The organism is Humitalea rosea, from assembly GCF_003253705.1.
Lineage (GTDB): Bacteria > Pseudomonadota > Alphaproteobacteria > Acetobacterales > Acetobacteraceae > Humitalea > Humitalea rosea.
In genome coordinates this window covers 34,545-47,440 of the sequence record NZ_QKYU01000021.1, presented here as the reverse complement: position 1 = coordinate 47,440, position 12,896 = coordinate 34,545, and the positions used below count along the sequence as shown (strand labels likewise).

At 72.9% G+C, this 12,896-nt stretch carries 11 protein-coding genes; 10 read left to right on the top strand and 1 reads right to left on the bottom strand.

Annotated features, from left to right (window positions below):
* The first annotated feature begins 82 nt into the window (after positions 1 to 82).
* The 10 genes from C8P66_RS17235 (at position 83) to C8P66_RS17190 (ending at position 12,378) form a co-directional block, all read left to right on the top strand.
* Positions 83 to 301, top strand: a complete 219-nt coding sequence (locus tag C8P66_RS17235; RefSeq protein WP_111399521.1) for a hypothetical protein — start codon at positions 83 to 85, stop codon at positions 299 to 301.
* A 63-nt stretch (positions 302 to 364) separates the two neighbouring features.
* Positions 365 to 1,387, top strand: a complete 1,023-nt coding sequence (gene pdxA / locus C8P66_RS17230) for a 4-hydroxythreonine-4-phosphate dehydrogenase PdxA (protein ID WP_111399520.1) — start codon at positions 365 to 367, stop codon at positions 1,385 to 1,387.
* Positions 1,372 to 2,112: a pyridoxine 5'-phosphate synthase gene (locus C8P66_RS17225; protein ID WP_111399519.1), complete on the top strand. Its 741-nt coding sequence runs from the start codon at positions 1,372 to 1,374 to the stop codon at positions 2,110 to 2,112. The genes pdxA and C8P66_RS17225 overlap by 16 nt, the downstream gene beginning before the upstream one ends.
* Before the next feature lie 122 nt (positions 2,113 to 2,234).
* Positions 2,235 to 4,106 carry an autotransporter assembly complex protein TamA gene (locus C8P66_RS17220; protein ID WP_111399518.1) on the top strand — a complete coding sequence of 624 codons (1,872 nt, stop codon included), beginning with the start codon at positions 2,235 to 2,237 and terminating at the stop codon, positions 4,104 to 4,106.
* Positions 4,103 to 7,771 carry a translocation/assembly module TamB domain-containing protein gene (locus tag C8P66_RS17215; protein ID WP_111399517.1) on the top strand — a complete coding sequence of 1,223 codons (3,669 nt, stop codon included), beginning with the start codon at positions 4,103 to 4,105 and terminating at the stop codon, positions 7,769 to 7,771. The genes C8P66_RS17220 and C8P66_RS17215 overlap by 4 nt, the downstream gene beginning before the upstream one ends.
* Before the next feature lie 104 nt (positions 7,772 to 7,875).
* Positions 7,876 to 10,005, top strand: a complete 2,130-nt coding sequence (locus C8P66_RS17210) for a sodium-translocating pyrophosphatase (protein ID WP_456303647.1) — start codon at positions 7,876 to 7,878, stop codon at positions 10,003 to 10,005.
* A gap of 100 nt (positions 10,006 to 10,105) precedes the next feature.
* Positions 10,106 to 10,375: a CopG family ribbon-helix-helix protein gene (locus tag C8P66_RS17205; protein WP_158537286.1), complete on the top strand. Its 270-nt coding sequence runs from the start codon at positions 10,106 to 10,108 to the stop codon at positions 10,373 to 10,375.
* Positions 10,366 to 10,620 (top strand): type II toxin-antitoxin system RelE/ParE family toxin, encoded by a 255-nt coding sequence (locus C8P66_RS17200; protein ID WP_111399515.1) that lies wholly within the window; start codon positions 10,366 to 10,368, stop codon positions 10,618 to 10,620. Before C8P66_RS17205 ends, C8P66_RS17200 begins: the two co-directional genes overlap by 10 nt.
* Before the next feature lie 28 nt (positions 10,621 to 10,648).
* Positions 10,649 to 11,383, top strand: a complete 735-nt coding sequence (locus C8P66_RS17195) for a sulfite exporter TauE/SafE family protein (RefSeq protein ID WP_111399514.1) — start codon at positions 10,649 to 10,651, stop codon at positions 11,381 to 11,383.
* 53 nt (positions 11,384 to 11,436) lie between these two features.
* Positions 11,437 to 12,378, top strand: coding sequence for a hypothetical protein (locus C8P66_RS17190; protein ID WP_211314181.1), 942 nt, complete (start codon positions 11,437 to 11,439; stop codon positions 12,376 to 12,378).
* On the opposite strand, the gene C8P66_RS17185 is transcribed toward C8P66_RS17190, so the two are convergent.
* Complete coding sequence (locus tag C8P66_RS17185) at positions 12,308 to 12,883, bottom strand: GNAT family N-acetyltransferase (protein ID WP_408882168.1); 576 nt, start codon at positions 12,881 to 12,883, stop codon at positions 12,308 to 12,310. The two genes, C8P66_RS17190 and C8P66_RS17185, sit on opposite strands and share 71 nt — an antisense overlap.
* Positions 12,884 to 12,896 lie beyond the last annotated feature (13 nt).

The following is a 12,896-nucleotide window of genomic DNA, read 5'->3' as shown; positions in this document are numbered from 1 at the left end:
GCACAGCCTGGGGGTTCCCCTGGCGCCATCCGGGCGTCTATCTCTGGCGGCATTGCCGCGCGCCGAGACACGCCATCCCGCCATGACCCGCGACCCGCCCCCCCGCCCAGCGCCCGAGCCGGTCACCCGCTGGCGGGTATTGCCGCCGCGCACCAAACGGCCGCGGCTGCCGCCGGAGCTGATCCCCCGCCCGCCACTATGGCGCCGCCTGGGGCGCCGCATCGGGCGCGAGGTGCTGGGCATCCTGCTGCCGATGCTGGCGGCGCTGGCGCTGCTCTGGATCACCGGCTTCCGTCCCTGACAGGCCAGGGTTCTTCCAGGCCAGGGCCTTCCGCCCTGCGCCGCAACCGCTACCCTGGCGGCCATGACTCTCCCCTCTCAGCCTCTGCCGCTCGCGCTCACCATGGGGGAGCCGGCCGGCATCGGCGGCGAGATCGCGATCCTGGCCTGGGGCCTGCTGCACGCGACCGGCCCCGCCTTCTTCCTGATCGATGATGCCGACCGGATCGCCGCTCTGCCCGGCGCGCCGCCGATCATCCGCATCGCCGCACCGGAGGAGGCCGGCGCCGTCTTCCCGACCGCGCTTCCCGTGCTGCACCGGCCGCTGCCGCACCCCGCCATCCCCGGCCTGCCCGATCCCGCCCATGCGCCCCGGGTGCTCGGCGCGATCGAGGAGGCCACCACGCTTGCCATGGCCGGGCGCGTCGGCGGCGTCGTCACCAACCCGATCCAGAAGGCGAGCCTGACCGCCGCGGGCTTCCGCCACCCCGGGCATACCGAATACCTCGCCGAACTGACCGGCGGCGGCCCGCCGGTGATGATGCTGGCCTGCGAGGGCTTGCGGACCGTGCCGGTCACCATCCATGAGCCGCTGGCCCAGGCGATCGCGCGCCTCACGCCGGAGCTGATCCTCTCCATCGCCATCCCGACCGCCGCCGCTCTGGCGCGGGATTTCGGCATCGCCGCCCCGCGCCTCGCCGTGGCCGGGCTGAACCCGCATGCGGGCGAGGCCGGGACCATGGGGCTGGAGGATATCCAGATCGTGGCCCCGGCCATCGCGGCGCTGCGCGCCGCCGGCATCGCCGCCACCGGCCCCTGGCCGCCCGACACGATGTTCACGCCCAAGGCCCGCCAGAGCTATGACGCGGCGATCTGCATGTACCACGACCAGGCGCTGATCCCGGTGAAGACCATCGACATGGCGGGCGGGGTGAACGTCACGCTCAACCTGCCCATCATCCGCACCAGCCCCGACCATGGCACCGCACTCGACCTCGCGGGCACCGGGCGGGCCGATCCCTCCAGCCTTGTCGCCGCACTTCGGCTCGCGGCCCGGCTTGCCGCCCATCGCGCCGTCGAAAAGGACCCCGCATGCGTCTCTCCGTGAATATCGACCATGTCGCGACCCTGCGGAACGCGCGCGGCGGCAGCCACCCCTGCCCCATCGCCGCCGCCCATGCCGTGCTGGCGGCGGGGGCGGATGGCATCACCTTCCACCTTCGCGAGGACCGGCGGCATATCCGGGACGCGGATGTCGCAAGGCTCTTCGCCGAGGTGCCGGCGCGGCTGAACTTCGAGATGGCGGCGACGCCGGAGATGGTCGCCCTCTGCGCCGGCTACCGCCCCGCCGCCTGCTGCCTGGTGCCGGAGAAGCGCGCCGAACTCACCACCGAGGGCGGGCTGGACATCGCCGCCGGCGGGCAGCCGCTGCGCGAGGCCGTGGCGCATCTGGCCGGTCGGGGCATCGAGGTCTCGCTGTTCATCGAGCCCGACCCCGAGGCCGTGGCCCGCGCCCATGCCATCGGCGCCCAGGCCGTGGAGCTGCATACCGGCCGCTATGCCGAGGCCGCCGATGACACCACCCGCGGCGCCGAACTGGCCCGCATCCGCGCCGCCACACGCGCCGCCACCGCCGCCGGCCTCGCCTGCCACGCGGGGCACGGGCTGACCTATGCGACCGTCGGCGCCATCGCGGCGACCCCGGGCATCGCCGAGGTCAGCATCGGCCATTTCCTCATCGGCGCGGCGTTGATGGAGGGGCTGCCCGCCGCCGTCGCCCATATGCGCGCCGCCATCGCCGAGGGCCTCCGCCAGCGCCCCGCCGCGGAATGACCCCGCACACGTCCGCGTGAAGACTCCGGCCCTTCGCAGCCAAAGCGGACGCCCCACGTTCGCGTTAGGGTTGCGGAGAGGCTAGGATTGTACATGTGACCGTTTTTTCATGGCCCCGGGCCTTGCCGCGCGTCCTGGCGGCCGTCGCCACCCTGTTGGTGGCCCTGCCCTGGACCCTGCCATCGCCTGCCCAGGAAGCCCCCCCCGCCGAAGCCCCCGCCGAGGCGGAAGTGGCCGGGCTCGCCTATACGCTGGAGATCGCGCCGAGCGGCGATGACGCGCTGGATGCCGCCTTGCTCGCCGCCTCCCGCCTGCAATCGCTGATCGGCGCCCCGCCGCAGGACATGGCCGGGCTGCTGGCCCGCGTCGCCGAGGATCTGGGCCGCCTGCCCGAGGTCTTCCACGCCGAGGGCTATTGGGGCGGCGGCATCGGGGCCGAGGTCGCCGGCCGCCCCGCCGAGACGGTATCGCTGCTGACCACGCCCGCAACACCCGTCCCGGTCCGGCTGCTGCCCCGCCCGGGGCCGCGCTACAGCTATGGCGTGCTGACCCTCCGCCCGGCCGGGGATGCGGCGCCCGGGGCGGTCGCGGCCGCCGGGGCCGAACTCGGCCTCACCCCGGGCGATCCCGCCCGGATCGAGCCCGTGCTGACGGCCGAGGCCGGGCTGATCCGCCGATTGCGCGAGGCCGGGTATCCGCTGGCCAGCGTCGTCGGGCGCGAGGCGGTGGTGGATTACGACCGCCATGTGCTCGACATCGCCTGGCGCATCGAGCCCGGCCCCGCCGCCGTCTTCGGCACGCCGGTGGTGGAGGGCGCGACCCGCACCGACCGCGCCTTCCTCGAACGCGTGGCGGGGCGGCTCGCGGGCCAGCCCTTCTCGCCGGCCACGCTGGAACGCAGCCGGCGGGACCTCTCGGCACTTGGCGTCTTCGCGGCGGTGCGGGCCGCGCCGGGCTCGCGGCTCGGGCCCGGCAACAGCCTGCCCGTCACCTTCACGGTGCAGGAACGCCCGGTGCATGCGATCGGCGCCTCGGCGGCCTATGAGACCAATTACGGCCCCTCGGCGCGGCTCTGGTGGGAACACCGCAACCTGTTCGGCCGCGCCGAGCGCTTCCGGATCGAGGCGGACGTCTCCCGCCTCGGGGATGGCGGCACGGAGAATACCAACGCCAGGCTCTCCGCGACCCTGCGCAAGCCCGAGATCTTCGGCACCCCCAACCTGACCCTGACCAGCGAGATCGCGGTGCTGCGCGAGCGGCTGGATGCCTATTCCCGCGATGCCGTGCTCGGCACGCTGGGGCTGGAGCGCAAGCTGACCGAGCTTTGGACCGTCTCGGGCGGGCTCTCGGCCGAAACCGGCCGGGCCGCCGAGGAATCCGGCCCCTTCCGCACCTACACCCTGTTCTCGGTGCCGCTGGTCGCGCGGCGGGACGACACCACGAGCCTGCTCGACCCGCGCCGCGGCAGCCGCATCACCTTGGCGGTGGCGCCGAGCTACGAGATGGAGGCGGCCGAGGCCTATGCCGTGATGAAGGCGAGCGGCAGCGTCTATCTCGACCTGCTGGGCGAGGGGCGCGGGGTGCTGGCGCTGCGTGGCGTGCTTGGCTCGCTGGCCGGGGCGGAACCGGCGCAGGTGCCGCCGCAGCAGCGCTTCTTCGCCGGTGGCGGCGGCTCGGTGCGCGGCTACGACTACCAGTCGATCGGCCCCCGCACCGCCGGCAACCGCGCCCGCGGCGGCGCCAGCCTGGTCGAGACCTCGGTCGAATGGCGGCAGCAGATCTCCGGCCCCTGGGGGGCGGCGGTGTTCATCGATGGCGGCTCGGTCGGCGATAGCGCGACGCCCGATTTCGGCGAGCTGCGCTTCGGCGCCGGTGCGGGCGTCCGCTACAATACCCCGATCGGGCCGATCCGCGTCGATGTCGCGGTGCCGCTGGTGGGCCAGACCGGCTCCTCCGCCTATGGGATCTATATCGGGCTGGGGCAGGCGTTTTGAGGCGCCTGGCGCTCTGGGGGCTGCGTCTGGTCCTGGCGCTGCTGGTCGCGATCCCGCTGCTGGTGCTGGGGCTGCTCTGGGCGGCCGATACCGGCCCGGGGCGCCGGCTGCTTGAGAAGACCGCCATGGGCGCCGTGCCAGGGCTGACCATCGAGGGCCTGTCCGGCCCCTTCCCCGGCCGCTTCCACGCCGACCGCATCGCCATGGCCGATGACGCGGGGGTCTGGCTCGACCTTCGGAACGCCGAGATCTCGCTGGACTGGGCGGCGCTGGCCGATCGGATCATCCGGCTGGAGCGCGTCAGCGCGACCCGGCTGCGCCTCGACCGCCTGCCCCCGGGCACGCCCGCCGCCGAACCGCCGCCGCCCGGCCCGCTGCTGCCGGAACTGCCGTCCTTGCCGGTCAGCATCGAGATCCGCGCCCTGGCGCTGGACGAGGTCATCATCGGCGAGGCGGTCGCCGGGCAGGAGGCGCATTTCGCCGCGACCGGCTCGGCCGCGCTGGTGCCCGGCACCGGGCTGACCGCCGACCTCGACCTGAAGCGCCTGGATGCGGCGGGCACCGGCACCGTCGCGCTGGACTGGCGCCCGGGCACCGGCCGGCTCGCGGCGCAGATCCGGCTGGATGATCCGGCCGGGGCCTTCGGCCAGTTGCTCGCCGGGCGCGCCGATCTGCCGGGGCGGGTGGAGCTCAGCCTCGACGGGCCGGTCGCCGCCGCCCCCTTCCGGTTGAGCGCGGGGCTCGGCGCCGATGTGAGCCTGACCGCCAGCGGCACCGTCGGGCTGGATGCCGCAGGCGGCGCGCAGCTCGACCTGACCGCGGCGGCGCGCGGCCCCGGGCTGCTGCCCCCGGCGGCGGAACAGCTCGACCTGTCCGGCAGGCTGGCCCTGGCCGCGGATGGCGCGATCACCTTGACCGGGGTGAAGGCCGCGGTGCCGGCCGGCACCCTGGACCTCTCGGGCGATATCGCCGGCGACGGCGCGCTGGCGCTGGCGTTCCGGGCCGCTGCCGCGCCCCCGGCCCGCGCCCTGCTGCCGCCCGGCACCGGCTTCGCCGAGGCCGGGGCCGAGGGCCGCATCCTCGGCAGCCTCGCCGCCCCTCGGCTGGATGCGCGTTTCCGCGTGACCGAACCCCGCAGCGGCGTCGCCCAGGCCGATGCGCTGCTCGGCAACACGGTCACCGGCACCCTGGCCGGCACCCTGGCCGAGACTGGCGAGGCGGTGACCGCGACCCTCGATGCCGACAAGCTCGCGGCCCAGGCGGAGGCGACCCTGACCCCCGCCGGCATGCCGCAGACCGCCAAGGTGGTGCTGGACCTGCGCGACCTGGCCCCGCTCGGCCTCGCCGGCCCCGCCCATGTCGAGGCGACCCTGGACGGCGGGATCACCGATGGCCGCGTGACCCTGCTCGCGGAGGGCGTCGAAGCCGGGCTCGCGGGCGTCGAGGCGCCGCGCCTGACCGCCACCATCCGCCTCGCCGCCGGGCTGCCGGTCGAAGCCACCGCCGAGGGCAGCGGCCGCTACCGCGACCTGCCGCTGGCGCTGACCCTGCGCGCCAGCCCCGAGGGCGCGCTGATCCGGCTGCATGCGGCCGAGGTCAGCCTCGGCACCGCCAGGCTGGAGGCCAGCGGGCTGGTCGATCCGGCCAGGCGGCTCGCCACCGGCGGCGCGCATTTGCTGGTCCCCGACCTCGCCGTTCTGCTGCCCGGCACGCCCGGACGCATCGAAGCCACGGTGGAGGCGACCACCCCTGCGGATGTGCAGCGGGTGAAGGTCCGGATCGATGCGAGCCGCCCCGACGGCACCACCGCGCGCGTCACGGCGGAAGGCGGGCTGGAGGCGCTGGCGATCGAGGCCAATGCCGCCGCCTCCGGCGTCCGCGCCACCCTGCGCGGCACCGCGCATCCGGCCGAACAGGCGCTGGACCTCGCCGCGCTTGATGTGTTCCGCGGCCCCGGCCAGTTGTTGCGGCTGCTGCGCCCGGCCCGGCTGCGCAATGCCGAGGCGGGGCCGGTGCTGGAGGGTCTGGCACTGGGCATCGGCTCCGGCCGGATCGAGGCCTCGGGTGCGATCATGAACCGCGTCGAGGTCGCGCTGCATGCGGTGCCGCTGGATCTGGCCGGCCCGGTGACCGGCCGGGTGGATGGCACCGTCACCATCGAGAAGGCCGAGCGCGCCCGCTTCCGCCTCAATGCGACCGGGCTCGGCAGCCCCGGCGTCTCCGGCCTGCCGCCGGTCTCGGCGCAGGCGGAGGGCGAGGCCTCGGCCGCCGGCGGCCGCGTCAGCCTCTCGGCCGAGGCGGGGCAGACCGGGCGGGTCACTGGCACCGCGAGCCTCGCGGGCTGGTCGGACTCCTCGGCGATGCAGGCGGCGCTGCGGGGCAATTTCGACCTCAACCGCGCTTTGGCGCCCTTCCTGAACGGGGGGGCGGATCGGGTCGCCGGGCAGGTCGCGCTCGATGTCCGCATCGGCGGCACCCTGGGCGCGCCACGGCCGGAGGGGGGGGCCACGCTCTCGGGCGGCAGTTGGCGCAATGCCGCACTTGGCGGCGCGGTCACCGACCTCACCGGGCGGCTCGGCTTCGCCAATGACCGGCTGCGGATCGAAAGCCTCGCCGGGCGCACCGCCGGTGGCGGCACGCTGGGCATCACGGGCAGCCTTGACCCCTTGGCCGAGGGCATCCCCGCCGATCTGCGCCTGACCGCGCGCAATGCCCGGCCGCTGGCCGGCGGCTTCGGCAGCGCGAGCTTCAATGCCGACCTCACCTTGGTCGGGCCGCTGCTGGGCGCCGCACGGCTGGCCGGGCGCATCGACGTGCCGCGGGCCGATCTGCGGGTGCCGGAAACCCTCTCCGGCTCGGTGCCGCTGCTCGCGGGCGTCGAGTCGCGCGGCACCAGGCCCAGCGGCGCCGCACCGCTGGTGCGCCGGCCCCTGGCCCCGCCCGGGGGCTCCGGCCCCGCCTGGGTCCTGGCCTTGCAGATCAACGCCCCGCGGGTGCTGGTGCAGGGGCGTGGCGTGGATGCGGAGCTGGGCGGCAGCCTGGCCGTGGGCGGCACGCTGACCGCGCCGGATTCGCAAGGCGAGCTGACCCTGCGGCGTGGCTCGCTGGAACTGCCGACGCGGAGGCTCACCTTCCAGCGCGGCACCATGCGCTTCGCCGGGGAGCTGATCCCCACGTTGAACCTCTCGGCGACCTCGGACGCCGGCAGCTACCGCGTGACCATCGAGGTGACCGGCCCGGCCAACAAACCCGACATCCGCATCACCTCCGCCCCCGAACTGCCGCCGGAGGAAGCCATGGCGCAGCTGCTGTTCGGTCGCAGCGGGCAGAAGCTGTCGGGCATCGAGGCGGTGCAGGCGGTGGAGGCGCTGGCCCGGCTCTCCGGCACCGGCGGCGAGGGCACCGGCGGCGCGCTCTCCCGCCTTGGCCGTTCGCTGGGGCTCGACCGGCTCGGGGTCGCGACCGGGGAGAACGGCAATACCGGCGTCGAGGCCGGGCGCTATCTGGCGCCGGGCCTCTACCTCGGCATCCGCCCCGGCACCACCGGCGCCGCCCCCGGCGTCTCGGCGCAATGGGAGCTGACGCCCCGGCTGCGGCTGGAGGCCGAGACCTCGCGCGGGGAGGCCGGCGAACGGGTCGGGCTCGGCTACGAATTCGAGTATTGACAGCCGCCTTGCAGGCCGCTCGCCGTCCTGCCAGCCTTCCCCCAACCGGCGCATAGCGCCGGCACCTGTCGCGCTAAGAACGATTGGAAAAGGGGGACTCCGACTTGCTGACGATTTCATTGCTGCTGGTCATTCTGCTGGGGGGCGCAGCCATCGCCTACAGCGTTGTTACGGCGAAGGACGTGCTGGCCCGCGATGCGGGCTCGGCCCGGATGCAGGAGATCGCCCAGGCGATCCAGGAAGGGGCCCAGGCCTATCTGAAGCGGCAATACACGACGATCGCCATCGTCGGCGCCGTGCTGTTCGTCATCGTGGTCTGGCTGCTCGGCATCACCGTCGCGATCGGCTTCCTGCTGGGGGCGCTGCTCTCGGCGGCGGCGGGGTTCATCGGGATGAACGTGAGCGTGCGGGCCAATGTCCGCACCGCCCAGGCCTCGGCCACCTCGCTGGCGGCGGGGCTGGATGTGGCGTTCAAGTCGGGCGCCATCACCGGCATGCTGGTCGCGGGCCTGGCGCTGCTCGGGGTCACCAGCTACTTCTTCATCCTGGTCGTGCTCGGCGGCCATGCGCCGAATTCGCGCGTCGTCATCGATGCGCTGGTGGCCCTCGGCTTCGGCGCCTCGCTGATCTCGATCTTCGCGCGGCTCGGCGGCGGCATCTTCACCAAGGGCGCTGACGTCGGCGGCGACATGGTCGGCAAGGTCGAGGCCGGCATCCCCGAGGACGACCCCCGCAACCCCGCCACCATCGCCGACAATGTGGGCGACAATGTCGGCGATTGCGCCGGCATGGCGGCGGATCTGTTCGAGACCTATGCGGTCACCCTGGTCGCGACCATGGTGCTGGCGGCCATCGCCTTCGTCGATCCGGGGCAGCGGCTTGCGGGCATGCTCTATCCGATGGCGGTGGGCGGCGTCTGCGTCGTGACCTCGATCGCCGGCACCTATTTCGTGAAGCTGCCGGCCAGCCAGCACATCATGTCGGCGCTCTATCGCGGGCTGATCGTGACGGCGGTGCTGTCGCTGGTGGCGACCCTGCCGCTGACCGCGATCATCTTCGGCGGCTTCACCAACATCATCACGGCCCAGGGGGTGAGCTTCACGCCGCTCGGGCTCTGGCTCTGCGGCGTCGTCGGCATCGCGGTGACGGCCTGCCTCGTGGTGATCACCGAATACTATACCGGCACGCAGTACAAGCCGGTGCGGGCGATCGCCGAAAGCAGCCAGACCGGGCATGGCACCAATGTCATCCGGGGCCTGGCCATCAGCATGGAGGCGACCGCGATCCCCGCGCTGATCATCATCGCGGGCATCCTGTTCAGCTTCAACATCGCCGGTCTCTATGGCATCGCCATCGCGACCACGACGATGCTGGGGGTCGCGGGCATGATCGTGGCGCTCGATGCCTTCGGGCCGGTCACCGACAATGCCGGCGGCATCGCCGAAATGGCTGGGCTGCCGCCGGAAATCCGCCACACCACGGATGCGCTGGATGCGGTCGGCAACACCACCAAGGCGGTGACCAAGGGCTATGCGATCGGCTCGGCGGCGCTCGGCGCGGTGGTGCTCTTCGCGGCCTATACCCAGGACCTGAACTACTTCATCGCCAATTCGGCGCAGTACCCGTATTTCGCGGGGATCCCGCCGCTGACCTTCTCGCTCTCCGATCCCTATGTCGTGGTCGGGCTGCTGTTCGGCGGCATGCTGCCGTATCTGTTCGGCGGCATCGCGATGACGGCGGTCGGGCGCGCGGCGATGAGCGTGGTGGAGGAAGTCCGCCGCCAGTTCCGCGAGAACCCCGGCATCATGACCGGCGAGGTCCGGCCCGACTACGGCCGGGCGGTGGACATGCTGACCAAGAGCGCGATCCGGGAAATGATCATCCCGTCGCTGCTGCCGGTGCTGTCGCCCATCGTCTGCTACGGGGTGATCCTGGCGGTGGGGGGCAAGGCCGCGGCCTTCTCCGCGCTGGGGGCGATGCTGCTGGGCGTGATCGTCACCGGCTTCTTCGTCGCGGTCTCGATGACCACGGGCGGCGGTGCCTGGGACAATGCCAAGAAATACATCGAGGAAGGCCATTATGGCGGCAAGGGCAGCGATGCCCATAAGGCCGCCGTCACCGGCGACACCGTGGGCGATCCCTACAAGGACACCTCCGGCCCGGCGGTGAACCCGATGATCAAGATCACCAACATCGTGGCGCTGCTGCTGCTGGCGGTGCTGGCGCATCAGTAGCGGCGGGGCGGGGGTGCTTGGCGACAAGCACCCCTCGATCTCGTTTACACTGTAGTGCGGCGTAGTGCATGATAAGCGAATGGCTGTGACAGACACCAAAATGAGCAAGGGCCAGCCGGTCAGCGTTCGCCTGACGCCGACACTGAACGAACAGGTCGGCGCCCTCGCCGCCGCCCTGGATCGTCCAAAATCCTGGATCATCGAGCAGGCGGTCGAGGACTATGTCGCGCTGCAGACGTGGCATCTCGCGGCCATCGACGAAGGGATCAAGGCGGCGGAGGATGGCCGGGTTGCTTCGCATGAGGATGTAGAGGCTTGGGTTCGGTCGTGGGGTAGCCCCGCCGAACGCCCGGCCCCCAAATGCGGATAATCTGGACCGAACCGGCCATCCGCGACCTGGGCGCGGCGAGCGAACAGATGCAGCTTGTCCTCTCCGCTGTCGCCGCCCTCACGGAATTTCCGGGAACAGGCCGACCGGGCCGGCGCAGCGGGACGCGGGAATTGGTCGTCCCTCGGACGCCCTACATCGTGCCCTACCGCGTGCGGGGCGATGCCGTCGAACTCCTGCGCGTGCTGCACGGGCGCCAGCGTCGGCCCGATGGGGTCCAGAGGTGATGTCCCTGGCACGGTCGAGAGGGCGGCAATGGCTGACCTGATTTTCATCGGCGCGACCTTCCTCCTCGCCGGCGTGGTGAAGGGGGTGATCGGCCTCGGCCTGCCCACCATCGCCATGGGGCTGCTCGGGCTGGTGATGTTGCCGGTGGAGGCGGCCGCCTTGCTGGTGGTGCCCTCGCTGGTCACGAACATCTGGCAATTGCTGGCGGGGCCGGGGCTGGGGCGGCTGCCGCGGCGGCTTGGGCCGATGATGGCGGGCATACTGATCGGCACGCTCGCGGGCGCGGGGCTGATCGCGGGCAGCGCCTCCCGCCTGCCGGTCGCGGCCCTGGGGCTGGCGCTGATCGCCTATGCGGCGGTCGGGCTGTCGCGGCTGCGGCTGCATGTGCCGGCGCGGGCCGAGCCCTGGGCCGGGCCGGTGGTAGGCATCGCGACCGGCCTCGTCACCGGGGCGACGGGCGTCTTCGTGCTGCCGGCGGTGCCCTATCTCGCCGCCCTCGGGCTGTCCCGCGACGAGTTGGTGCAGGCGCTGGGGCTGTCCTTCACCGTCTCGACCCTGGCGCTGGCGGCGGGCCTTGCCGCGCATGGGGCGCTGCCGGTGGCGGCGCTCGGGGGCTCGCTGTTGGCGCTGGCCCCGGCGCTGGCGGGGATGGCGCTCGGCGGCTGGCTGCGGGCGCGGGTCTCGCCCGAGACCTTCCGGCGCTGCTTCTTCCTCGGGTTGCTGGCATTGGGGGCGGAGATCGCCTGGCGGGGACTGTCCTGACCACATCACCCTATCGCCTGCTGGCCTGGATCGGACGGCAGGGCGCGCGCGCGGTGGCGGCGCTGCTGGTCGTGGGCATCGGCCTGCCCCCGCTCGGCGCCGTGCTGCGGCCCTATGTGACCGAGGCGGTGTTCCTGCTGCTGGTGGTCTCCTTCGCCCGGGTCGATCTCGTCGCGCTGCGGGGGCATCTGCGGCGGCCGGGGCTGGTGCTGGCGGCGATCGGCTGGACCACCATCGCGGTGCCGCTGCTCTATGGCGTGGGGCTGGCGCTGATGGGGGCGCCGCCTGGGCTGGCACTCGGGCTGATGCTGCATGGCATCGCCTCGCCGATGATGGCGGCCCCGGCGCTGGCGGCGCTGATGGGGCTGGATGCGACGCTGGTGCTGATCTCCCTGGTCGGCGGGACGATGCTGGTGCCGCTGACCGCCCCCCTCTTCGCCTGGATCTTCCTCGGCGATGCGCTGCCGCTCTCGCCGCTGGCCATGGGGCTGAAGCTCGCGGCCATGCTGCTGGGCTCGCTGGCCCTGGCCCTGGCGGTGCGCCGCTGGCCGGGGGTGCCGGCGCTGGAGCGGCACCGCGAGGCGGTGAACGGCTTCAACATCCTGGTGCTGCTGGTCTTCGTCTCGGCGGTGATGGGCGATGTGGCGGGGCAGACCCTGGCCGATCCGCTCGGCGTCGCCTGGATGGCGCTGCTGGCGCTGGCGATCTTCCTCGTGCTGTTTGGCGCGACCGCGCTGCTGTTCCGCCGCGCGGGCCGGCAGGCGGCGCTATCGCTCGCGTTGATGGCCTCGCAGCGCAACATGGGGCTGATGCTGGCGGCGACGGATGGGGCGCTGCCGGGGGCGGCCTGGCTCTACTTCGCCATGTGCCAGTTCCCGATCTACCTCGCGCCGCTGCTGCTGCGGCGGCTGGTCCGGGCCGGGATCAGGCGAGATGCGCCGGGATCTTCAGCCCCAGCCGGGTCGGGATCGGCCAAACCTCCCGCACCACCCTGATCGTCTCGAACCCCGCCGCGAGATAGCCCGGCAGCGCGCGCGGGTGGTCGGCGGTGCAGGTGTTCACGCTCAGGCTCTGGCAGCCCTCGGACCAGGCGGTGGCGATGGCATGGCCGAGGAAGGCGCGGCCCAGCCCCTGCCCGATGGCGAAGGGCATCAGCCCGAAATAGGCGAGGTTGGTGCTGCGCCCGGAGCGCCGTTCCAACTCGTAGAACCCCGCCGGCTGCCCGCCGCGATAGAGCACATGCACGGAAATCGAGGGATGCGCCAAGGCCGCGGCGATCTCCCCATCATGGGCGATCCGCCGCATCCACCACAGATGCGGCCCGCCCACCGTGTCGTAGAGGAAGCGGTAATACGGCACCGCGCATTCCCGCAGCCGCACCATCTGGCAGCCCTTGGGCAGCGGCTCCGGCCCGGCTGCCGGGGCCTGGTCCATACGCAGGAAGGTGACGTCCACCGTCACCTCCCGCACTTCCTCGATCGGGTGAACCCGTGCGCTCACGGACTGGTTCCTT

What these genes read in the sequence shown, in the direction of transcription:
- C8P66_RS17205 (WP_158537286.1), top strand. Translation starts at nt 10,106, where the DNA reads ATGAGCAAGGGCCAGCCGGTCAGCGTTCGCCTGACGCCGACACTGAAC.
- C8P66_RS17235 (WP_111399521.1), top strand. Translation starts at nt 83, where the DNA reads ATGACCCGCGACCCGCCCCCCCGCCCAGCGCCCGAGCCGGTCACCCGC.
- C8P66_RS17195 (WP_111399514.1), top strand. Translation starts at nt 10,649, where the DNA reads ATGGCTGACCTGATTTTCATCGGCGCGACCTTCCTCCTCGCCGGCGTG.
- C8P66_RS17225 (WP_111399519.1), top strand. Translation starts at nt 1,372, where the DNA reads ATGCGTCTCTCCGTGAATATCGACCATGTCGCGACCCTGCGGAACGCG.
- C8P66_RS17200 (WP_111399515.1), top strand. Translation starts at nt 10,366, where the DNA reads ATGCGGATAATCTGGACCGAACCGGCCATCCGCGACCTGGGCGCGGCG.
- pdxA (WP_111399520.1), top strand. Translation starts at nt 365, where the DNA reads ATGACTCTCCCCTCTCAGCCTCTGCCGCTCGCGCTCACCATGGGGGAG.